The following is a 21324-nucleotide window of genomic DNA, read 5'->3' as shown; positions in this document are numbered from 1 at the left end:
TTCCCTACGCACGGACTCGGACGGGTGGTCTCCGGAATGGCGAGCGGCGCCGCGCTGGTCCAGAACCATGGTTAACGGCGGTAAACCTTAACCGGGCGCGCCGCGAGATTCCGACAGCAGGTAACCATGAACACCCTTTACCACGGTAGCGAGCTTTGCGAGGTCGATGCGGACGGAAACGTCGCGATCCCGGCCTTTCTCGAAGCCGCCATGCCCGGTGAAGCCAGCCCCGAGATCATCGTCGCCAAACATCAGGGCGATGCCTGCCTGATCGGCTATGGTCGCGAGCACCTCACCACGCTTGCCGAGCGCGCCGAGCGCCGCCGACTCGCGGAGGAAGATCGCGGCGAGGAAGCACGCAGCCATTATCACCGCATGCGCGGCACCTTCGGCCTTTCCGAGCGGATGAAGCGCGAAGGCAAGGGCCTGCGCATCCCCGCGGCAATGCGCCATCTCGGCCGCATCGACGACCTCGCCCTGTTCGTCGGCACCGGCGACAGCTTCGAAATCTGGAACCCCGTGCTCGCGCTCGAAAGCGACGACGAGCATTTCCGCGCCCTGGCCGAATTCCGGCTGCGGTCGCGCGGCAGCAAGACGACCAAGGGAGTGCATTGAGATGAGCATCCGCTGCAACATGATGGGCCACACCGCCGGCACCACCCATCATCACAACCAGGGACTCGACTTCGCGGTCTGTCACCATTGCGGCCACGACCTGATCCGCCCCGAGGGCGGCGAGTGGAGCGAAGTGCCCGAGGGCTTCCAGGTCGTGTGGCGCGAGTTCGGCCGCACCGGCGATGCCGCCTCGGTCGCCGAGCGCATGGCCCGCATGGCACCCCCGCCCCGCCGCCGCGATCCGCGAAATGCCCGGCCCAAGCCCCGCCGCGATGCGCGCGGCCGCCCGTTCTCGGCAGGTTTCGGCATGGTCGGCGCGCTCGCCAGCCTCGGCAAGCTGGTCGGCGGCGAGGCCGAGGACGACACCACCGGGATCGAGGCCAGCGGCCAGTACGTCATCCGCCTGCCGCACGCCGGCTCGACCCATTAAGGACCGCGCATCCGCCTAGCGTACCGGCCGTAGGCGCGGTCCCAGGCCCGGTGGCGGGGTGCACCTCCTCCCGCCCCGCCACCGGCCATCTCAGTCCTTTGCCTTACGAAGGAAAAGCCGCCTCGCAGGCACGATGCAAGGCTCTGGCGTTCCCATAGACGACCGACTTCCGAAACACGTCCTGGACCGCCGCATAACGCTTCGCCTGACTGCGAAGACCATGTTTGGCCGAATCGGCGCTGGTCGCCAATGCTCTAAAATGCACCGACTTGCTTCGAACCCGAGTCAACTCCGCCGAGACATCGAACTTCTCAGCGATGGCGTCGAGCAAGCCCTCATAACTGCCGGAAATCGTCGAACATAGAAACCGTCGCTCAAAGTCGTCCTGCGGTAACGTAGCTGAACTCGACCACGCGAGAGGAAACCGAGCCCGGCATGCTTTCAGCAACTTGCCGCGCCTATTCGTCAGAACAGATTTCTCCGTGCTTGCCGCGTTCACCGCATTCGCGATTTCGCTTTCGACACTCCGATCCGGCTTTTCAGAAGCCGCCACGAGACCCAGGTAATTGAAACTAACGAACCAATCGAGGTCCGCTGGCGAGTCCTGCGAAGTGAGGACTGCGATACACGTCGTGGCAGCAGCATGCTGATCCGCCGCCAGCGGAACAGTCTGGATCGACAGTGCGATTGCGACCGGCAAGATCATGTGTGCCCCCACCCTTCTCCATGCGCAGATATTCTCCTTTTGTTCTCATTAACTGCCTTCGCTGTCAACTTATCCCCAGCTTTCCTCGCGTACGCGCACGCGCGCGGGCGGGGTTGGCAGGATGCATCGGCACCGCTAGAGCCGTAGGTCACACTCAAGAACCCGAAAGCGGTGAACACTTTGACCGACGAGACCATCCTCGCCGACGACCCCTCCGACATTACGCCGATCTCGATCGTCGACGAGATGAAGACGAGCTACCTCGATTACGCGATGAGCGTGATCGTGGCGCGCGCGCTCCCCGACGTTCGTGACGGCCTGAAGCCCGTCCACCGCCGCATCCTCTACGCCGCGCAGGAAGGCGGCTATGTCGCCGGCCGCGCCTATCGCAAGTCGGCCCGCCTCGTCGGTGACGTGATGGGTAAATACCACCCGCACGGCGACAGCTCGATCTACGACGCGATGGCGCGCATGGCCCAGGACTGGGCGATGCGGGTGCCGCTGATCGACGGCCAGGGGAACTTCGGTTCCATGGACCCCGATCCGCCCGCTGCGATGCGCTACACCGAAGCGCGCCTCGCCAAGGTCGCCTCGGCGCTGCTCGACGACATCGAGAAGGACACGGTCGACTTCGTCCCGAACTATGACGGGTCTGAGAGTGAGCCGGCGGTCCTCCCCGCGCGCTTCCCCAACCTGCTGGTCAACGGCGCCGGCGGCATCGCGGTCGGCATGGCGACCAACATCCCGCCGCACAATCTCGGCGAAGTGATCGACGCCTGCCTCGAGCACATCAAGAGCATGCTCGGCCAGCGCGAGGCGCTGACGCTCGAGGAGCTGATGGAGATCGTCCCCGGTCCGGATTTCCCGACCGGCGCGCTGATCCTTGGCCGCACCGGCTGCCGCAACGCCTATTCGACCGGCCGCGGCTCGATCATGGTCCGCTCGCGCCACGAGTTCGAGCAGCGCGGGGATCGCCGCTCGATCGTGCTCACCGAGATTCCGTACCAGCAGGGCAAGAACGCGCTGGTCGAGAAGATCGCCGAAGCGGCCAAGGACAAGCGCATCGAGGGCGTGAGCGACATCCGCGACGAATCGTCGCGCGAGGGCGTTCGCATCGTCGTCGACCTGAAGCGCGACGCGACCCCCGAGGTCGTGCTCAACCAGATCTGGCGGAACACCCCTGCCCAGTCGAGCTTCCCGGCCAACATGCTCGCGATCCGCGGCGGTCGCCCGGAACTGCTCAACCTGCAGGACATCATCCAGGCCTTCGTCAAGTTCCGCGAGGAGGTCATCACCCGCCGCTCGAAGTTCGAGCTGGCCAAGGCCCGCGAGCGCGCGCACATCTTGCTCGGCCTGGTGATCGCGGTCACCAACCTCGACGAAGTCGTCCGCATCATCCGCGGCTCGTCGAGCCCGGCCGATGCCCGCGACAAGCTGCTCGCGCGCGAATGGCCGATCGCGGAGATCGCCCAGTACATCAAGCTGGTCGAAGCGGTCGAAACCGAAGTCACCGGCGACGTCTATCGTCTGTCGGACGCCCAGGTCCGCGCGATCCTCGACCTGCGCCTGCACCGCCTGACGGCGCTCGGCCGCGACGAGATCGGCGAGGAGCTCAAGGAACTGGCCGACTCGATCGCCGAGCTGCTCGAGATCCTCGGCAATCGCGCAAAGCTGTACGAAGTGATGGTGGAGGAGCTGACCACGGTCCGCACCCTCTATGCCACCCCGCGCCGCACCGAGATCGCCCCCGCTGCCGACGGCATCGAGGACGAGGACCTGATCGAGCGCGAGGACATGGTCGTCACGGTGACCGTGCAGGGCTACATCAAGCGCACCAGCCTCGACACCTTCCGCGCCCAGAACCGCGGCGGCAAGGGCCGCGCCGGCATGGCGACCAAGGACGAGGATGCCGTCACCGAGCTGTTCGTCACCTCGACGCACACGCCGGTGCTGTTCTTCTCGACCCTCGGCAAGGTCTATCGCATGAAGGTCTGGAAGCTGCCCGAGGGCGGCCCGGCCACCCGCGGACGGCCGATGATCAACATCCTGCCGCTTGCGGCGGGCGAGACCATCTCGACCGTGCTGCCGCTGCCCGAGGACGAGGCGGAATGGGCGAACCTCCACGTGATGTTCGCCACCGCCAAGGGCTCGGCGCGCCGCAATGCGATGGACGCGTTCAACAACGTGCCCTCGAACGGCAAGATCGCAATGAAGTTCGAAGGCGAGGATGTCGACGACCGGCTGATCGGCGTCGCGCTGCTGGAGGAAGGTGACGACGTGCTGCTCGCCACCCGCCAGGGCAAGGCGATCCGCTTCGCCGCCGACGACGTCCGCGAGTTCCAGAGCCGCAACTCCACCGGCGTCCGCGGCATGCGGCTGGCGGACGGTGACGAGGTCATCTCGCTGTCGATCCTCCACCGCGTCGGCACCACCAGCGAGGAGCGCGAGGCCTATCTCCGCTTCGCGCCGTGGAAGGCCGAGAAGGAAGGCGAGCCCGATCTGCCCGCCGAGCGCTTCGAGGACCTCAAGAACCGCGAGCAGTTCATCCTCACCGTCTGCGCCAATGGCTATGGCAAACTGAGCTCGGCCTATGAGTATCGGCGCACCGGCCGCGGGGGCCAGGGCATCACCAACATCGACAATATCGGCCGCAACGGCCCGGTGGTGGCGAGCTTCCCGGCGAGCAAGGGCCACCAGCTGATGCTGGTCACCGACCAGGCCAAGATGATCCGCATGTCGCTGGGCGACCTGCGCGTGATCGGCCGCGGCTCGGCGGGCGTGCGCCTGTTCAACGTCGGCGCGAACGAGCATGTCGTCTCCGCCGCGCGGATCGAGGAAAGCGAAGGCGATGCCGAGGCGGAGCTGGGTGACGGCCCCACCATCGGCGACGCCACCGCCGACGGCACCACGACCGAGGACCTCGCTCAGGGGCCCGAGGACGGGCAGTAAGAGCCACGCACCCTCTCCCGCTTGCGGGAGAGGGTTTTAACGGGAAGCGCGTCGATGCCCGACAATACCGCCTACAAGATCCTCACCAGCGACCAGATGCACGTCCTGGAGCATGAGGGCGTGTTCAAGGGCGCGCCGATCGACCTCCAGGACGGCTATATCCACCTCTCCACCGCCGCGCAGGTCGAGGAGACGCTGGACAAGCATTTCGCGGGCCAGACCGGCCTGTGGCTCGCCGCTGTCGATCTGGAGGCGATGGGCGACGCGGTGCAATGGGAGCCGTCGCGCGGCGGCCAGCTTTTCCCGCATCTCTATGCCGACCTGCCGCTCGTGGCGGTAACCGCGTACAGCGAAGTCGGCTACGAGCCCGACGGCTCGCTCCGCCTGCCCATCACCGGCTGAAAAACGCGGCATCGCAATAAAATTGCCAAACCTTCCGGAAGGCGCTTGACGGGGAGAGATGCTACCCGTAATTGCCCGCTTCCGCTGCACGGCCCCTTCGTCTAGCGGTCAGGACGTCGCCCTCTCACGGCGAAAACACGAGTTCGATTCTCGTAGGGGTCACCAGCGATTTCAAAGGCTTGGCTGCGGTGGCAAAGCAGGCCGTCTAATATACGTCAAATAGGCCGTCTCGGATCTCGGCGATCATTCGCGGGAGCGAATCACGGCAGCCGCCCCTATCTGGCCTCGCGAGGTGGCTCTACGGCCGCCAACCCTACATTGTGACATTGGGGCCGACTTCAGCGTCTTCGGCCACAGGGTTTGCGCCGCCTGAGGCGGATCGGCGGGAAGCGCCAATGCCTTCCCTCCCCATCGCTCAAGGGCCGCCGGAATTTCGGAAATTGCTTGTGCATCGGCCTCCTCGCTGCCCGGCTTCGCCATCCAGAGGTTGAAGAGCGGTGGGAAGAGCTGGTCCTCTGCAAGACTGAGGTTTTCGCACGGGCCCTTGTACCAGTCGTGGTGATCAGCCCCTTGCAGGTCGAATAAGGGCTTCCGCGAGCTGTGGCCGCGCCATGTCCGAACACCTGGAGAATCGAGCCCCAAATGCCGCCCGAACCGGGCGTCGCATCGACGCCACGGCAAAAGAAAATCTCGCATATCATTTGCAACGCGGGGTTTTTATTCCGAGCTACACCCTTCCCCACAGCGCTAGGCAAAGTTAAGCTTAGGAACACCAATTTAGGGGGTAAGTCGGTGTCTTTCGTTCTTCTTCTGCTTTCCGTGCTGCATGGCGGGCCGATTGGCGCTGCCACCGAGCCGCAAAAAGAAACAATCACCATCGACGGAAGAGCGGCCGCGTGCCTGCTCAACCACAGGCGCGCCTATGAGGCCGACGCACGGGACGTCCTGGTGATCTATCTCGATCTTTGCCCGATCGCCCGGCCGACACAGACCGAGCTCAGCCGGCTCAACACCAACCAGAGCGTGAACATTCACCGGGGCAACACGGCAAGAAATCGCAATGTGCTGGTGCTGAGTAAGCGCGAGTTCGGGTGTCTCATCAGGGATCTTCAATCCCGGCGGAACCTCGCACGCCAACGCGCGGTATCGATCAGCAGCGCCTGCATTGCGCCGTGAGAGCGGTAGCAGAACAGGCAAAACTCTGGATCGGCCCAGTCCTGAAGCTGCTGGAGGCCGTTTCCTATGTGGCGGCTGTCGTCGCGCTCTTCCTGCTTTGGAAGCAACTCAGCGACGATGCCTCGACCAAACGCGCGGAGAACGCACTCAACTATATCGAGCAGTTCAATACCGGCGAGGTGAGCAAGAGCCGGCAAAATCTCAATCGCGTCTGGCTGCCCTATGCCGCGGACATCGACAGAATTAACGCGGCCGACGGACTGCGTGACCAACAGGCCGATCAGTTCATCTCAAAGGCCATCGCAGCCTATGACGAGAAGAACCCGAACGAACCCGCGACCCTATCGGTCGGTGAGATTTCGTCCTTCTACGATCAGGTCCAGACCTGCATCGAGGTTGCGGCCTGCGACGCAACGATATTGCAGGCCGCTCTGAAGGCGAGCGCCACCGATTTCCACAAGACCTATGCCAGCACGATTTCGGTAATGCGCAGGACCATGTCGCCGGAGATCGGGCGTGGGCTGGAGAGGTTCATCGCTTCGAGCCCGAAAAAATGAGCCGGGTCTTCGCGGCGTTGCTCACCGCCTTGGTAGCGTGGCCAACGGTCGCATTCGCCAAACCGATGCAATTCACGCTTTCGGAGTTTCAGCCTCCGGCTGGCGTCGTTGTCATTGCCAGTGGGACGATAGACGAGTCCACACCCGCCGCCTTCCTCGCCTTCGAGGAGCGCCTGGGCCCAGGCAGGCCGATCACGGACGTCCTCTTCCGAAGCGACGGCGGTAATCTGGACCCGGCGCTTGCGCTGGGGAGAATCCTGCGATCCCGCCGTATTTCGACCGGGCTCGCGCTCGAAAACGGCTATTGCAGGAGCGCCTGCGCCTATGCCTTTCTGGGTGGGCTGACGCGCTTTGCAGGATTGAGCGGCGGCCAACAGGATGTGCTTGGCTTTCACCAATTCTCTGCCGGCCTGAACGCGGCCGGCTTGCAGTCGATGGCGAAGAAGCGCGCCCTTGTCGACGACGTCTCGGGGCATGCCCAAGGATCGACAAGCGCGCTGGCCGCTTATGTCGAGGAGATGGGGGTCAGCGTCGAGATCATCCGCATCGCCTCCCGGGCGCTTCCCGGAACCATGGTCTATCCAGATGTCGCGACGTTGAAGCACCTTCGCGTCCTGTTCGAAGGGGACGATCAATGGACCTTCACGATGAGTTCCGACCTGGGACGGATCGTCTCGATCGGGCTCTCCGCCGACACGAACCACAGGAAGCAAGTTACCTTTGGTTGCTTCCCTGATTCCAACAACAAGAATCAGCCGGCGATCGTCCTGTCGCTCCCCAAGGGAGACTACCCAGCATCCTCCTATCCACTAATGATCGGCGATTGGATTAAATGGGAAAAGCTGAACGGATCTTCCTACAACGAGAAGCCGAACGGCTATTTTTTCCCAGATCAGGGCGATTCTCTACAGCAAATCGATGTGGGCATGAAATGGATCGGACCAGCCTATCGCTATGAAGAATCTGGTGATGATTACAAAGCGGTAGAGGACGGCGAGCAGGAATATTACAGCACTGAAACTTGGAATGTCATAGGCATTACCTTCTACGCCGATGAAGAATGGGCGAACATCGTCGCATTCCCCGGCCCATACTTCTTCGAATTGCTTCAGCGCAGCGGTGGGGTCGAGTTCACCATTAATTCCGACGGCAAGGAATCCTCCGATCACTGGATCAGGATAAGCGAGATTCCTGCCCGGCCGCTCAAGGATCTGATGACGGCGATTGCTCAATGCCCCTTCATCGAGAGTGGACCGCAAGACGAAGATTCGGACCCTTACAGCCGGGTGGCGTTGCCGAGGGAGAAGAAGAACAAGCGGAAGAAGGAGGCGAAGGCTGAGGATGATCAATAAAGCTTCCCGCCGCTTCACCGTCAGCGCGCACGCGATGGCCCGCTTCGCCCTTAGTGTTGCCCTGATAACTGGCTCAGCATTTGCGCCCGCGCTGGCCGGCGGACCTCAAGAAGAGCCGGTGCCGACAGCGGAGCAGCTGGAAGCGCCGATGAAGTTCGCGATCTATTACGGAGAAGCCGGATCGGTAGAGGTGAAGGCCATAGGGACCATCACACCGGACACACCTCGGGACTTTGCCGACTATCTCAAGCTTATGAGCGAGAAGAAACTGCGGATTCGATCGCTTTGGTTCAACAGCCCGGGAGGCAATCTCGACGGGGCTTTGCGGTTCGGCCGCATGATACGCGGCGAGAAGATCGACTCCAATCTGGATGGCATCTGCCTGAGTGCCTGCGCCTATGCGTTTCTGGGCGGACCGCACCGCTACATCTCCTTCCCGAACGCACTCGATAATGGGCGGGACAACAAAGTCCGGATTGGGTTTCATCAATTCGAAGGACCGCTCGCGGCCGCGTTTCTGAGTTCGCCCGAGAAGGCGCAAGCCTTTAGCGCAGACCTGTCCGGGCAGTCGCAGGTCACTTCAAGCGAGCTCGCCAAATATGTTGCCGATATGGGCGTGGATGCCGGGATCCTGAAATTGGCCTCCTCGGCGACGCCCAGCGATATGAGCTTCCCCGACTTGAAAACGCTTGAGGAGCTGCGCGTCGCGCTCGGCGACGAAAGGGGCTGGAACGTGCAGTTGCTCGCCGAGGGCGACCATCTGCTCGCGGTGGGTATCGAGACCGGCACGGACTTCCGGTATCAAACGAGCTTCGAATGCTCATCTGCAGGGGGCGGAGCTGTCCGGCCGGTCGTTATCCTGACCAAGCCGAAAGAGACTCTCGAACTGTCGGACTATCCGGGACTGATCCAGGATCCGCATTCCGTCCGCATGACGCTGCTCAGCGACTATCAGAAGAAGCCTGACGAATATTTCGCGGTGACCGACGGCAGCGTCATTGGCGCGGTAAGGCTGTTCGTCGAAGGTGGCGCGCACCAGAATTTCGAAGCACCTCAGGTCCGCCTGCTCGCCGACGCGCGGTGGGCCCATATCCTGCTCTATCCGTCCGAGGCGTTGGCGGCCGACATCGTTCACCTGGGCAATCTTTCCGCGCAGGTCGAATTCGGCGAGAACGACACCAGCGCCTATTGGCTGACGTCAATGGCATTGAACGGCCGCGAGAGAAACGCCGTAAGAGTCGCCTGGCGAGAATGCCGCCCGCCAGTAACCGCGCAACACTGATCCGAAACAGACGTCTCCTCCTGCACCCTCCCAAAGCGCGAGCGGCAGCTGATCCGGATGCGCAAGCGAGACCGAGGCGTCGCCAGCCGGTCTAGATCTCGCGCTCCAGCGCGTCGAATGCGGCCACCAATATCTCGGCGAGCGGGCGCTTGCCGTCCTCCCGGCCCAACGTGTCCAAAGACAGCCGCACGGCGCCGATCGACAACATCGCGATCATCCTGAGGGCCGTCTCGCGCTCGGGCTCCGGCCATTTCTCACGCAGCGCTGCGAACAAGGTCTGCTCGTGCCGTACACCAGAACGTCAGGAGACCAGCGACGGCTTCGAACTGCAGTTCGGCACCAACTATCTCGGCCATTTTGCGCTAACCGCCGGCCTGCTGCCGCTGCTGCGAAGCGGCAACAGCGCGCGCATCGTGTCTCTCTCCAGCGTTACCGCGAGCATTCTTCTCCGCCGATGCCAGCATCCCCGACCCCCTCGAGGAGCCCCCTCTAAAACAGCCCATCATCATCGTCTTCGTCTGCATCGAAGGTCACCGATACTTCCGCTTCGGGCTCCTCGGTGACGGCGAATTGTTTGTGGATCACCCGCTCGCTCGCCATCGTATAGCTCCCGGCAAGCACCGCGAGCAGTTCGGACAGCAGCAGCGCAGTCTCATCGGCAAATTCGGTCTGCGGTCGTGCGAAGGCGGAAAGCTGGGCGGCCAGGCTAGCGAGCATTTCGCTCACTTCCTCGCAGTCGACCTTCTCGGTCGCTTCGCGCAATATGTCCGCGATCTGCGAAGCGTCGTCATCAAGGCCTGACAGGCCGTCGCGCATCTTTCGCCCGCCTTCGCGAATGCATTCGAGCGACTCCCCGAGCGATTGCCCGGCTTCGCTATCCGACTGCGGATCGACTATCGTTTCGGCCGCTCCGGCAATCTGCTGGAATGATCCGCCAATCTCCGCCGAAATGCGTTCCAGCGTCGCAGAAAATCCACGGATCTCGCTGGCAATCACCGCCAGGCTTCGACCTTCGTTGCCCATGCGATAGCAGCGTAGATCGGTATTCCACGCCATATGCTCGACGTCCTTCTTGACGCGGTGGACATTCTTGAGCCGCTCGCCCAGATTCCGGGCCGTTTCCGATGTGGCGTTGCCCAGTTGCTGCGACCGTGCATCGGCTTCGCGCAATTGCCCGGTGACGCTTTCGACCTCGACAACACTGCGCTCCAGAACGTTGAGGAAGGAGCCTTCATGTTGCCCGCCATCGGAGCCCTCCGTATCCTTGAGCTCCAGCAATGCCACGGTGTTGGGGCGGATGTCGTGAAGGCTCTGCGACAACAAGCGGGTCTCGCGCTTGAAATCGGTCACGGTTTCGAATGCCTGCGCAGCCAGCAGCGCCAGCATGTGCCCCCGAACGGCATCAGCCACGGCAGGACTGATCTCACCACGTTCCCCCAGGAAAGTATCGAGCAACCGGCCACCATCGACCACATGCTCGATACGCTGGCGGGTGATATCGCCGATCTGTAACGCGCCGAGTGCGATTCCGACCTTGGTGCGCACGTCACGCGCTACATCGGCGATCTGCGCCGCGCGCTTCGCCAGCTCCGCCTGATGCTGCTGTAGTGCCACCGCGTCATCGGCGAGGCGTGCGGGGACATGCGGCACCACCGCCGCGCATTCGGCCGCCAGTTGCTGCTCGACGGCAAGCACATCGGGTACACCTTCCGCCAGCCGCTCGACCTCGCGCGCGATGCCCTGCATTTCGGCTTCCGCGATATCGAGCCTGGCGAACATTCCGTCGGAAAAGTCCGAAAACTCGCCCATTCCGGCAGCTGCGACCTTGATGTTCAGGCCGCAGATACGAAGAAAGCGTAGCGTCCGGTTGACCTGCGCGATCTGCGACTTCAGCGCGTTGCCTGCCTGCAGGATGGCGCCCAGCGCCTGTTCACGTCCGGCCTGCACATCGGGCAGGCGCATGAGACGATCCGCGGTGCTGCGCATATTCCCGATCGCCGCATCAGTGCCTTCGCGATCAAGCGCATTGGTGACGCGCTCCAGCGAAGAAACGAGCTTCTCGACAATGTCATAGGTGTGGGCAAGCGCCGTGCCCGCCTCGACGAAGCGTGCGTCCAGGTTGCTGGCAACGCCGCCAAGCGCGAGGCGCACCTCCTCCAGTGCCGCCACGGGCTCGGGATGCTGATCAGCTATCTTCGAAAGATACACGCTGTCCTCCGGTATGGCCGATGCGGCCGTGATATAGTTTCATGTCGTCGGACCAGCGGATCGGGTTCCACGCCCTGACTTCGAGCTCGGAGATGCCGTCATCGAGCATCACATGCCTTGTCGGTCTCAACGCCCGACTCCTGTGGAATGCACGCTCATCGCGACGTCGCCTGCAGCAATTCGCGAGCGATCATGCCCAGCGGCACCACCCGATCGGCCGCACCACGCGCAATCGCTTCCTTCGGCATGCCGAACACGATCGAGGTGGCCTCGTCCTGTGCGAAGGTACGCGCACCGGCCTGCTTCATCTCGAGCAGGCCCCGCGCACCATCATCGCCCATGCCGGTCATGATGATGCCCACCGCGTTCGATCCCGCGGCCCGCGCGGCGGACCGGAACAGCACGTCCACCGAGGGGCGATGCCGAGATACCAAGGGCCCGTCACGGACCGAAACATGATAGCGCGCGCCCTGCCGCTCCAGCATCGTGTGCTTGCCGCCAGGCGCAATCAGCACATGGCCCCGCAGTACCGGATCGCCGTCCGCGGCTTCCTTCACGTCGACTTCGCACAGCGTATTGAGCCGCGAGGCGAAAGCTCGCGTGAAATTCTCCGGCATGTGCTGCACCACGACGACGCCCGGCGAATTGGCCGGCAGTGCCTCCAGTACCTCGCGCAGCGCTTCGGTTCCGCCGGTCGATGCGCCCAGACACACCACCATCTCCGTGGTGCGGCTCATCGCGCGGCCGTTCGGCGGGGGCAGCACCGCATCTGCGGTCAATTTCTTCTCCGGCAGCTGCGACCTGGGCTCCCGATAGGCAGGGCGGCCACGCACCCGTGCCTTGGCTGCCGCCTTCACCACATCCCGAATCTGCAGATTGTGCTCGGCGAGGTGATCGGCAACGCCGACACGCGGCTTCAGGATCACGTCCACCGCACCTGCTTCCATCGCCTGCAGCAGCGTTTCCGATCCCTCTTCGGTGAGCGAGGAACACATCACCACCGGCAGCGGGCATTGCGCCATCAGCTTGCGCAGGAAGGTAATGCCGTCCATCCGCGGCATCTCGACATCCAGGGTGATGACGTCGGGCACTTCCTCCTGCAACCGCTTGGCGGCGGTGAAGGGATCGGATGCCGCGCCGATTACTTCGATCTCGGGATCTTCCTGGAGGATCGCCGTCATTGTCTGGCGCACGCTGGCGGAATCGTCGATGACGAGCACGCGGATTTTCCTGGCGGCGGGCATGCCGGTCAGCTCCGCTTGAACACGGTGTTGGCGACCTGGGTCAGCGGCAGGTCCAGACCGGTGATCGATTCCGAATGACCGAGGAACAGATAACCGCCCGGCGCCAGGCAATCGACGAGCCGCGTCACGACCTTCCGCTGCGTGGGCTTGTCGAAATAGATCAGCACGTTGCGGCAGAAGATCAGGTGCATCGCCTCCCCCACGGGGTAGCGATCGTCCATCAGGTTCAGTCGGGCAAAGCCGATCGCGCTGCGCAGTTCGGGCGTCATGCGGATGTCGCGGCGGCGCGGATCGAGCGAGCGCATCACATATTTGCGCTGCAGGTCTGCCGGCACCGGCTCGACCAGATCGACCGGATAGATGCCCGCGCGGGCTGCGGCGAGCACCTCGGTATCCAGATCGGTGGCGAGGATGCCATAGGAAGGGCCGCCCTGCGTATCGGCGAAATCGTCCAGCACCATCGCCACCGTATAGGGCTCCGGCCCGGTCGAGCAGGCCGCGCTCCAGGCGCGGATCGTGCGCATGCCGCTGGCCTTGAAGGCCGGCAGGATCGTCTCGGTCAGATAATCGAAATGCGCCGGCTCGCGGAAGAAATCGGTCTTGTTGGTTGTAACGGCATTGATGAGGTGCAGCCCTTCATCGGCGCTGTGATCACCCTTGAACACATAGTCGCAATATTCGTCGAGCGTACGACAGCCGGTAGCGCGCAAGCGGCGGCGCAGACGACCTTCGAGCATCGTTTTCTTGCTCTCGGGCATCTTGATGCCGGAGTAATCGTAGATGTAGCTCGACAGCATCGCGAAGTTGCGCCGGTTCATCTGGTCGGTGCCCGAGGACGGGGCGCTAAGGGTCGTTGCGGCGGTAGCCAATGGACCTGCTCCGATAGACTGGAGGCCCGGTTGCGGGAACACGGGCGGAAGAGGGAGTTCGGGCGATCAGGCCCGACTCCCCACAGGGGCGAGCCGGGCCGTTTCGTCAGGCCGCCGAGGAAATCGGAAGCAACAGAGCGGCTTCCCCAGCCGAGAAGATGCGCGCGACATCGACCAGCACGACGAAGCCCTCCGTCCGCTTCACCACCCCGGCGATATATTCGGACGGCCAGCGCACGCCGATGTCGGGCGCGGCGCCGATCTGGTCACCGCGAAAGGTGCTGACTTCCAGCACGCGATCCACCACCAGCCCGAGCACGAGCACGCGATCGGCTACGGGAACGTCCACGACCAGGATCCGCGTGTTGGGCGTCGGTTCGACATGCGGCATGCCGAGCCGAAGGCGGAAGTCTATCGTGGCAATTCCCTCGCCGCGCATGTCCGTCAGCCCGAGCAGGTAATCCGGGCCGTTGGGGATGCGAAAGGTCTCGCGGTAATCGAGGATTTCGCGAACCAATGTCACCGGAACCGCGAAGATCTCCGCCCCCAGCCCGAAGGTTACGGTCTGGATTTCCTGCGTGTCGGTCATGCTGCCTGCGCTCCGAAGGATGCGTCGTCCGCGTCCGGACCACCACTGGTCAGGTCGAGGGCAAAACCGTTCACGCGTGCCTTCTGATCGGCGATCGAGTTCGGCCGGGTCTTGGTCTTGGCGGGCGACGCCGGCTTGCGAGCCGGAGCGCTGCGCTGCGCAACAGGCGCGACCCTCGCAGTGGACTGGCCGGCGCGCTCGTCGATCCGGAAATAGGCGATACTGGCCTGAAGCTCCTCGGCCTGGGCAGCGAGCTCCTCGGATGTGGTCGAGATTTCCTCGGACGCACCCGCATTCTGCTGGGTCACCTGATCGAGCTGCTGGATCGCATCGTTGATCTGCGACGCGCCGATATCCTGCTCGCGGCATGCCGAGCTGATTTCCGAGACGAGCTCGGCGGTACGGCGGATATCCGGCACCAGCTTGGTCAGCATCTCGCCTGCTTCAGTGGCCGCGGTCACCGTGTCGCCGGAAACCGCGCCGATCTCCGCCGCCGCCGTCTGGCTGCGCTCGGCGAGCTTGCGGACTTCCGATGCGACCACCGCGAAGCCCCGGCCATGTTCGCCGGCTCGCGCAGCTTCGACAGCTGCATTGAGTGCCAGCAGATCGGTCTGGCGGGCGATTTCCTGGACGATCCCGATCTTCTCGGCGATCGTGCGCATGGCCACCACGGCACGCTCGACCGCGACACCACTCGCCTCCGCGTCCTTCGACGACTGGCGCGCGATCTTCTCGGTCTGCGCGGCATTGTCCGCGTTCTGTTTGATGTTAGCGGCCATCTCTTCCATCGACGCCGATGCCTGCTCGGCAGCAGCAGCCTGTTCGGTCGCGCCCTGCGACACCTGCTCCGAACTGGACGAGAGCTCCTGGCTACCCGATGAGACGTTATTGGCAGCGACGATCGCATCGCCGACGACGCCGCGCAGACGCTCGACCATGCGGATCAGGGCAAGACCCAGCGTGTCCTTGTCCGAAAGCGCCTGGTGGTGGACGGTCAGGTCACCATCAGCAATCTTGTCGGCCAGGGCGGCGCTGATGCGCAGATTTGCAGTCATGCCGTTTACGGTCGTGACCAGATCCCTGATCTCGTCGTTGGAGTTGACAGTAACTTCCTGGTTCAGATCACCAACCGCAACGGCGTTGATCGCAACCGATATCCGGCGCAGGCCGCCAGAGACGATACGCGAAATCCAGACCGCACCACCGACCGCAAGCAGCAGCGCGATGCCCGCAACGATCAGCAGCGTGTTGCGCGCCGCGTAATAGAGCGCCGTGGTCTCCGCGTCGGTCTCCTGCATCTGCCGCTTCTGCAGATCGACGATCTTGTCGATCGTGTCGGTGAGCGCCATGGCCGCCTTGCGTGACTCGGTAACCGACAGCGCAGCGCCCTTCTCATTCTCGTTCGCCAGTCCCAGATCGCGAACGCGGCTGTTCAGCGGCTTGAACGCGCTCCACTGTTCACGCACCTGCGACCAGAGCGCCTTGCCTTCCGGCGTGCTTGCCAGCGCCGCGCCCTCGTTGATCATGGCTTCGACGGAAGTCTGGCCCTTGTTGATCGCCGCGGAGAATTCGCTGTTGAGCTGCGGATCAGTGGTCAGCAGCAGGTTCTTTTCGGAACGCAGCAGCTTGCCCAGTTCACCATTGATCGTCAGCGCCATCTCGAGCCGTTTGGCCGGACCGCTGATAGTCTCGCTGATTGCATCGTTCAGCGTGCTCAGCCGCGAATTGGCGACCAGAACCACCGCGAACAGCATGACGACCAGCACCCCGAAGGTTATGCCGAGTTTGAGTTTTATCGTTGCGCGCATCTTCTAACGACCCCTTTGTATCCTTCACGTGCGGCCGCGGGCACTTTCTCCGCGGCCGCCGTGATTGTTGACTTCCGCCGTCAGGCGGCCTGGCTGCCGAACGCCGCGTCGTCCGCGTCCGGGCCGCCGCTGGTGAGATCAAGTGCAAAGCCGTTCACCCGCGCCTTCTGATCGGCGATCGAATTGGGCGTGGCGCCCGGCTTCCTGGCCGCGGGAGCGGCGGGCTTGCGCGCCGTGGCGACCGGGATACGACCGGTCATCGGCGCGACCTTGCGCCCGCTCGAGTTCTCCGAGATGCGGAAATAGGCGATGCTGGCCTGAAGCTCTTCGGCCTGCGCAGCGAGCTCTTCCGACGTGGTCGAAATCTGCTCCGATGCGCCCGCATTCTGCTGGGTCACCTGATCGAGCTGCTGGATCGCTTCGTTGATCTGCGACGCGCCGATATCCTGTTCACGGCATGCTGCACTGATCTCGGAGACCAGCTCGGCGGTCCGGCGAATATCCGGCACCAGCTTGGTGAGCATCTCGCCGGCTTCGGTCGCAGCGCGAACGGTGTCGGTGGAAACAGCGCCGATCTCAGCCGCCGCCGTCTGACTGCGCTCGGCAAGCTTGCGCACTTCCGAAGCGACGACCGCGAAGCCGCGACCATGCTCGCCGGCACGCGCCGCCTCGACGGCGGCATTGAGTGCCAGCAGATCCGTCTGGCGGGCGATTTCCTGAACGATCCCGATCTTCTCGGCGATCGTGCGCATCGCATCGACGGCCTTCTCGACCGCGACACCGCTGGCCTCGGCGTCCTTGGACGACTGGCGGGCAATCTTCTCGGTCTGCGCTGCGTTGTCGGCGTTCTGCTTGATGTTGGCTGCCATCTCTTCCATCGAAGCCGAAGCCTGCTCGGCGGCGGCAGCCTGTTCGGTTGCGCCCTGCGACACCTGCTCCGAGCTGGCCGACAGTTCCTGGCTGCCCGCCGAGACATTCTCGGCCGCCACGTTGGCGTCGCCGACCACGCCGCGCAGGCGCTCGATCATGCTGTTGACCAGCCCAAGCAACGCGCCGATCTCGTCACGGCTCTTTACCTCGACGGTTCGGGTCAGATCACCCTCCGCAACGCGGCGCATCGCATCGCCGGCAGACTTGAGGCCCCGTGCGATCAGCAGCGACAGATAAAGCGCGGCGGCGATCGTGATGACGAAGGCTGCGATACCCATCACCAGCATGGTGACGCGCGCCGAACCGTAGAGCGCCTCGGTATTATCTTCGGCTTCGGCCATCATCTGTTGCTGCAGCTTGACCAGCTGTTCGGCCTTCTTGGTCAGCACGCCGGCCTTGTCGCGTGAATCGCCGATGCTGAGCGCGACCGCCGCCGGCTTGTCGGTGCCACTGAGCGCGGCCACCTTCTCGTTTACCGGCTTGAAGCTGTTATAGTCGTCGCGCAGCTCGCTCCACATATCCTTGGTGCGTTCCGAAGGCTTGGCGTTGGCCTGCTCCAGAGCCTCCTCCACGCGCCCACGCCAGTTGGCGAGCGACGTTTCCATCTCCTGGCGGAACTTTGGATCGTCGCTCAGCGTCAGGTTCTTCTCGGCGCGGATCATCATGCTCACGCCGCCGTCGATGGCGCGTGCGCGATCGAGCTGCTTGGCCGGGCCGTTGATGACGGTGCCCATTGCGTCGTTCAGCGACGCGAGGCGCGAGACACCGATAACGATGACTGCGGTCATGATGATGAGCAGGAGCGCGAAGGTGGCGCCCAGCTTCAGCTTGATGGATGCGTGCATGTTAAGCCCCCTGGCTCAATGAACGGTGGAAAGCGCGGCGGCATCGCCAGCGCCAAGGAACGTGCGGAAAATCGTGGCGAGATCGGGCAGGACGATCACGCCGTCCTGGGTCCGCACCAGTTCGCGGACATAGTCGCGGCGCCAGCGCAGGCCGACCGCAGGCGCGGGCTCGCTATTGTCGCGCATCAGCGTCGCGACCTCGTGAACCTTGTCGGTGCGGATACCGAGCTGCAACGCCTCGCTTTCGGTCTCGAGCTCGATGACGACGATGCGGCTGTCGACCGTTGCTTCAGCGGCAGGCATGCCGAACGCCAGCCGAAGATCGGCGATCGGGATGATCTTGCCGCGAAAATTCACGACGCTGCCGACCAGCGACGGTGCACCGGGCACGATGGTCTCCGGCAACAGGTCAAGGATTTCGCGGACCATGATGGCCTCCAGCGCGAACGTCTCTTCCTGAAGATCGAAGGTCAGGACTTCGAGGGCACCGTCGGCGCCCCATTGCGTAGTGGTTTGTTCCTGCATGGCTTTATCCGGCGGCGCGAAGCCGCTCCTCCTGATGCTGGCCGAGGGTGACGAGCTGGACGACGTCCAGGATCAGCGCGACCCCGCCATCGCCCAGGATGGTGGCACCCGCGAAGGTGGTGACGTCACGGTGCAGCGCCGACATCGACTTGATGACGGTCTGGTGGCTGCCGATGATCTGGTCGACCACCAGGCCGACACGCTCCGCTCCGGTTGCGATGACGACGATCTTCTGGTGCGGATCGGGGCGCGTGCCCGTCTCGAACATTTCCCGCAGGCGCAGGAAGGGTACCAGCCGCTCGCGCAGGGTGATGAAGCTGCGGCCACGCGATCGGAGATCGTCCTCGAGGCTGAGCTCGATGCACTCCTCGACGGCGGCGAGCGGGATGACATAGCGCCCTTCGCCTACCCGCACGAGCAGGCCGTCGATGATCGCCAGCGTCAGCGGAATGCGCAGCGTGACGGTCGATCCCTCCCCCGGCGCGCTCTTGATGTCGATCGCGCCGCGCAGGCTCTCGATCGTGCGCTTGACCACGTCCATGCCGACGCCGCGCCCCGACAGATTGGTGACCGCCGCCGCCGTGGAGAAGCCCGGATGGAAGATCATCTGGAGCAGTTCCTGGTCGGCCAGCACCTGGCCCGGCTGGATCAGCCCCTGTGCTTCCGCCTTGGCACGAACGCGCTCGCGATCGATGCCGCGCCCGTCGTCGCGGATGGTGATGACCACTTCTCCGCCTTGCTGGTGCGCGGACAGGCGCACCTGCCCGCTGGCGGGCTTGCCGGCGGCGATGCGTTCCTCCGGCGTTTCCAGCCCATGATCGCAGCTGTTGCGGATCAGATGGACCATCGGGTCCGCCAGCCGCTCCATGACCGTCTTGTCGACTTCGGTCGCTTCGCCTTCGGTGACCAAGTCGATGGTCTTGCCGGTGTCACGCGCAAGGTCGTGGACCAGGCGGCGGAAGCGGCCGAACAACGTGGCGACCGGCACCATGCGCAGCACCATCATCGTGTCGCGCAATTCGCTGGCGAGCCGCTCGATTTCCTCGGAGATCGAGCGCAGCGCCATTTCCGATCCCACCGCGCTGCCATGGGCAAGCTGCGACAATCGGCTCTGAACGATGACGAGTTCGCCGACGCGGTCCATCAGTTCGTCCAGCCGCTCGGCCGGCACGCGGACGCTTTCGCCTGCCTTGGCGGCTGGGCGACCAGACGCCGGATTGGCTTCAGCCGGCGGCGGCGCGTCATTGGCGGCAACCGGCAAGCTGACGGTTTCGACGGCGGGCTCTGGCGCCAGCGCTTCGATCTTCAGCTCCATGTCGTCCATCACGAAGATGAAGACATCGTCGATATCGTCGCGCGAAATGTCGCCGCGCAGCTCGACGTCCCAGCCGATATGGCATTCGACCGGCACCAGATCGGTGAGCGGCGGAATGGCGTCGGTGCGTGCGACGATCTTGCACTCGCCCAGCTCACGGAGCTCATCGAGCAGCATCAGCGGGTTGGAGCCGTTCGCCATCGCTTCGGGGGGCAGGCGGAAGAACAGCCGCCAGCCCTGGGCGGGCGCTTCCGCAACGGCGGCGACGGGTGTGCCCGCTGCGCCGTCAATGGCCGCCTGCAGGCGCGCGAGGATCGCATCGCCGGTGGCTTCGAGCCCCTTGCCATCACCATCGACAAGCGCGCGCATATGGTCCTGTGCGGACAGGATCACCGCCACCAGTTCCTGCGTGGCCGGAGCCAGCCCCTTGCGAACCCGATCGAACGCCGTCTCGCAATGATGGGTGAAGTTCGCCAGCGCGTCGAAGCCGAACATCGCGCCCGAGCCCTTGAGGGTGTGCAGGCCGCGGAACACCGCATCGACCAGATCGCGATCGTCCAGCCGGTGACCGAGATCGAGCAGGCCTTGCTCGATCTGCTCGAGCAACTCGCCCGCCTCGACGCGGAATGCCGCGATCGGATCCTGCCCGATCACCGGCCCAGAACCTTGCGCGACACCTTGATGAGCTGCTCGGGAACGAAAGGCTTCACCAGCCACCCGGTCGCGCCGGCGGCCTTGGCCTGCTGCTTCATCGCATCATCGGATTCGGTGGTGAGGAAGATGATCGGCGTACCGCACTGCGCGGGATCCTTGCGCAGTTCGCGGATCATCGTCAGCCCGTCCATGTTGGGCATGTTCAGATCGGTGATGATCAGATCGAACTTGGCCGCATTGGCTGCTGCCAGCCCCTCGACACCATCGCCTGCCTCGGTAACGGCATAGCCCGCGCCGGTCAGTGCGATACGGATCGCCATCCGCAGGCTCGGGGAATCGTCAACGGTTAGGATCGAGGCGGTCATTGGGCGAGCACTCCATGGAACCAGAAATCGAGATCATCGGGGGTGATGTCGGTGAGGAAACCCGCGCGCGTCAGCAGCGCGGCCACCGGGCCCGGCGCAGGACGCGCGAGACGAAGCGTCTTGCCTCCAAGCACGGCATGGTGCCGCGCGGAGCAGACGGTCTGGACGAAGCTGAGATCCAGCTCGGCTATATCGGAGATATCGAGCGCGACATCGGCACCCGCGTCCAACGCAGCGAGCAGAGCGCGTTGCAGTTCCGGCGCAGTGCGCACGGTTTGAGAGCCTTGAAGCTCAAGGAGCTGATGCATCGATTCCTCATGTCCCAATGCCCATGAGGTCGCCGGCGTCGGCCGGAACTATGGGCTTCCCCTTGCAATTTTAGGAGGAGTTCCGAGGAAGCTGATGTTTTACCGCATTTTTCATGAACCGATTCGGATCAGAAACGTTTTCCAGGAAGCGCGAAGAGGGAACCCCTCCCTTCCGATCCCCACATTCAGATGCTG

20 protein-coding genes and 1 tRNA gene are annotated in these 21324 nt (G+C 63.8%); 9 read left to right on the top strand and 12 right to left on the bottom strand.

The window, feature by feature from the left end; genetic code table 11:
- Positions 1 to 126: 126 nt before the first annotated feature.
- Complete coding sequence (locus tag GGR46_RS05880; RefSeq protein WP_183995418.1) at positions 127 to 615, top strand: division/cell wall cluster transcriptional repressor MraZ; 489 nt, start codon at positions 127 to 129, stop codon at positions 613 to 615.
- A 1-nt stretch (position 616) separates the two neighbouring features.
- The gene (locus tag GGR46_RS05875) at positions 617 to 1045 is read left to right on the top strand and encodes a hypothetical protein (protein ID WP_183995416.1); all 429 of its coding nucleotides are present in this window, start codon (positions 617 to 619) and stop codon (positions 1043 to 1045) included.
- A 103-nt stretch (positions 1046 to 1148) separates the two neighbouring features.
- Here the strand turns inward: GGR46_RS05875 and GGR46_RS05870 are convergent, their stop codons facing one another.
- Positions 1149 to 1751, bottom strand: a complete 603-nt coding sequence (locus tag GGR46_RS05870) for a hypothetical protein (RefSeq protein ID WP_183995414.1) — start codon at positions 1749 to 1751, stop codon at positions 1149 to 1151.
- 180 nt (positions 1752 to 1931) lie between these two features.
- On the opposite strand from GGR46_RS05870, the gene gyrA reads away from it, so the two are divergent.
- From gyrA to GGR46_RS05835, 7 genes are all read left to right on the top strand, one after another.
- Positions 1932 to 4700, top strand: a complete 2769-nt coding sequence (gyrA, locus tag GGR46_RS05865) for a DNA gyrase subunit A (protein ID WP_183996803.1) — start codon at positions 1932 to 1934, stop codon at positions 4698 to 4700.
- Positions 4701 to 4754: 54 nt separating this feature from the next.
- Positions 4755 to 5102 (top strand): DUF952 domain-containing protein, encoded by a 348-nt coding sequence (locus tag GGR46_RS05860; protein ID WP_183995412.1) that lies wholly within the window; start codon positions 4755 to 4757, stop codon positions 5100 to 5102.
- A gap of 90 nt (positions 5103 to 5192) precedes the next feature.
- Positions 5193 to 5267: transfer RNA gene (locus GGR46_RS05855), tRNA-Glu, on the top strand.
- Between the two features lie 627 nt (positions 5268 to 5894).
- The gene (locus tag GGR46_RS05850) at positions 5895 to 6278 is read left to right on the top strand and encodes a hypothetical protein (RefSeq protein WP_183995410.1); all 384 of its coding nucleotides are present in this window, start codon (positions 5895 to 5897) and stop codon (positions 6276 to 6278) included.
- Complete coding sequence (locus GGR46_RS05845; protein ID WP_183995407.1) at positions 6275 to 6835, top strand: hypothetical protein; 561 nt, start codon at positions 6275 to 6277, stop codon at positions 6833 to 6835. Before GGR46_RS05850 ends, GGR46_RS05845 begins: the two co-directional genes overlap by 4 nt.
- Positions 6832 to 8187 (top strand): COG3904 family protein, encoded by a 1356-nt coding sequence (locus GGR46_RS05840; RefSeq protein WP_183995405.1) that lies wholly within the window; start codon positions 6832 to 6834, stop codon positions 8185 to 8187. The genes GGR46_RS05845 and GGR46_RS05840 overlap by 4 nt, the downstream gene beginning before the upstream one ends.
- Positions 8177 to 9469: a COG3904 family protein gene (locus tag GGR46_RS05835; RefSeq protein WP_183995403.1), complete on the top strand. Its 1293-nt coding sequence runs from the start codon at positions 8177 to 8179 to the stop codon at positions 9467 to 9469. The genes GGR46_RS05840 and GGR46_RS05835 overlap by 11 nt, the downstream gene beginning before the upstream one ends.
- Positions 9470 to 9560: 91 nt before the next feature.
- Here the strand turns inward: GGR46_RS05835 and GGR46_RS05830 are convergent, their stop codons facing one another.
- The 11 genes from GGR46_RS05830 to GGR46_RS05780 all read right to left on the bottom strand — a co-directional run bounded on the left by GGR46_RS05830 (position 9561) and on the right by GGR46_RS05780 (position 21129).
- Complete coding sequence (locus GGR46_RS05830) at positions 9561 to 9743, bottom strand: hypothetical protein (protein ID WP_183995401.1); 183 nt, start codon at positions 9741 to 9743, stop codon at positions 9561 to 9563.
- Positions 9744 to 9958: 215 nt separating this feature from the next.
- Complete coding sequence (locus GGR46_RS05825) at positions 9959 to 11677, bottom strand: hypothetical protein (RefSeq protein ID WP_343058034.1); 1719 nt, start codon at positions 11675 to 11677, stop codon at positions 9959 to 9961.
- Between the two features lie 155 nt (positions 11678 to 11832).
- Positions 11833 to 12921, bottom strand: coding sequence for a protein-glutamate methylesterase/protein-glutamine glutaminase (locus tag GGR46_RS05820; protein ID WP_183995399.1), 1089 nt, complete (start codon positions 12919 to 12921; stop codon positions 11833 to 11835).
- A 5-nt stretch (positions 12922 to 12926) separates the two neighbouring features.
- Positions 12927 to 13739 (bottom strand): CheR family methyltransferase, encoded by an 813-nt coding sequence (locus GGR46_RS05815; RefSeq protein ID WP_183996799.1) that lies wholly within the window; start codon positions 13737 to 13739, stop codon positions 12927 to 12929.
- Between the two features lie 157 nt (positions 13740 to 13896).
- A complete protein-coding gene (locus GGR46_RS05810) occupies positions 13897 to 14379 on the bottom strand; it encodes a chemotaxis protein CheW (protein WP_183995397.1) in 483 nt (160 codons plus the stop codon).
- On the bottom strand, positions 14376 to 16187 hold the full coding sequence (locus GGR46_RS05805; RefSeq protein ID WP_183995395.1) for a methyl-accepting chemotaxis protein: 1812 nt from the start codon (positions 16185 to 16187) through the stop codon (positions 14376 to 14378). Before GGR46_RS05805 ends, GGR46_RS05810 begins: the two co-directional genes overlap by 4 nt.
- An 80-nt stretch (positions 16188 to 16267) precedes the next feature.
- Positions 16268 to 17962, bottom strand: coding sequence for a methyl-accepting chemotaxis protein (locus GGR46_RS05800; RefSeq protein ID WP_183995393.1), 1695 nt, complete (start codon positions 17960 to 17962; stop codon positions 16268 to 16270).
- Positions 17963 to 17977: 15 nt separating this feature from the next.
- A complete protein-coding gene (locus GGR46_RS05795; RefSeq protein WP_183995390.1) occupies positions 17978 to 18487 on the bottom strand; it encodes a chemotaxis protein CheW in 510 nt (169 codons plus the stop codon).
- 4 nt (positions 18488 to 18491) lie between these two features.
- On the bottom strand, positions 18492 to 20456 hold the full coding sequence (locus GGR46_RS05790) for a chemotaxis protein CheW (protein WP_183995388.1): 1965 nt from the start codon (positions 20454 to 20456) through the stop codon (positions 18492 to 18494).
- Positions 20453 to 20821, bottom strand: a complete 369-nt coding sequence (locus GGR46_RS05785) for a response regulator (RefSeq protein WP_183995386.1) — start codon at positions 20819 to 20821, stop codon at positions 20453 to 20455. The genes GGR46_RS05790 and GGR46_RS05785 overlap by 4 nt, the downstream gene beginning before the upstream one ends.
- The gene (locus GGR46_RS05780; protein ID WP_183995384.1) at positions 20818 to 21129 is read right to left on the bottom strand and encodes an STAS domain-containing protein; all 312 of its coding nucleotides are present in this window, start codon (positions 21127 to 21129) and stop codon (positions 20818 to 20820) included. Before GGR46_RS05780 ends, GGR46_RS05785 begins: the two co-directional genes overlap by 4 nt.
- Positions 21130 to 21324 lie beyond the last annotated feature (195 nt).

The organism is Sphingomonas kyeonggiensis (genome assembly GCF_014196745.1).
Taxonomy (GTDB): Bacteria; Pseudomonadota; Alphaproteobacteria; order Sphingomonadales; family Sphingomonadaceae; genus Sphingomonas; species Sphingomonas kyeonggiensis.
The sequence above is the reverse complement of the archived record's forward strand: the minus strand, read 5'-3'. Positions and strand labels throughout refer to the sequence as shown.

Coding starts and splice junctions, on each gene's coding strand:
- GGR46_RS05880 (WP_183995418.1), top strand. CDS start 127: ATGAACACCCTTTACCACGGTAGCGAGCTTTGCGAGGTCGATGCGGAC.
- GGR46_RS05875 (WP_183995416.1), top strand. CDS start 617: ATGAGCATCCGCTGCAACATGATGGGCCACACCGCCGGCACCACCCAT.
- GGR46_RS05870 (WP_183995414.1), bottom strand. CDS start 1,751: ATGATCTTGCCGGTCGCAATCGCACTGTCGATCCAGACTGTTCCGCTG.
- GGR46_RS05860 (WP_183995412.1), top strand. CDS start 4,755: ATGCCCGACAATACCGCCTACAAGATCCTCACCAGCGACCAGATGCAC.
- GGR46_RS05840 (WP_183995405.1), top strand. CDS start 6,832: ATGAGCCGGGTCTTCGCGGCGTTGCTCACCGCCTTGGTAGCGTGGCCA.
- GGR46_RS05835 (WP_183995403.1), top strand. CDS start 8,177: ATGATCAATAAAGCTTCCCGCCGCTTCACCGTCAGCGCGCACGCGATG.
- GGR46_RS05820 (WP_183995399.1), bottom strand. CDS start 12,921: ATGCCCGCCGCCAGGAAAATCCGCGTGCTCGTCATCGACGATTCCGCC.
- GGR46_RS05815 (WP_183996799.1), bottom strand. CDS start 13,739: ATGAACCGGCGCAACTTCGCGATGCTGTCGAGCTACATCTACGATTAC.
- GGR46_RS05810 (WP_183995397.1), bottom strand. CDS start 14,379: ATGACCGACACGCAGGAAATCCAGACCGTAACCTTCGGGCTGGGGGCG.
- GGR46_RS05805 (WP_183995395.1), bottom strand. CDS start 16,187: ATGCGCGCAACGATAAAACTCAAACTCGGCATAACCTTCGGGGTGCTG.
- GGR46_RS05800 (WP_183995393.1), bottom strand. CDS start 17,962: ATGCACGCATCCATCAAGCTGAAGCTGGGCGCCACCTTCGCGCTCCTG.
- GGR46_RS05795 (WP_183995390.1), bottom strand. CDS start 18,487: ATGCAGGAACAAACCACTACGCAATGGGGCGCCGACGGTGCCCTCGAA.
- GGR46_RS05785 (WP_183995386.1), bottom strand. CDS start 20,821: ATGACCGCCTCGATCCTAACCGTTGACGATTCCCCGAGCCTGCGGATG.
- GGR46_RS05780 (WP_183995384.1), bottom strand. CDS start 21,129: ATGCATCAGCTCCTTGAGCTTCAAGGCTCTCAAACCGTGCGCACTGCG.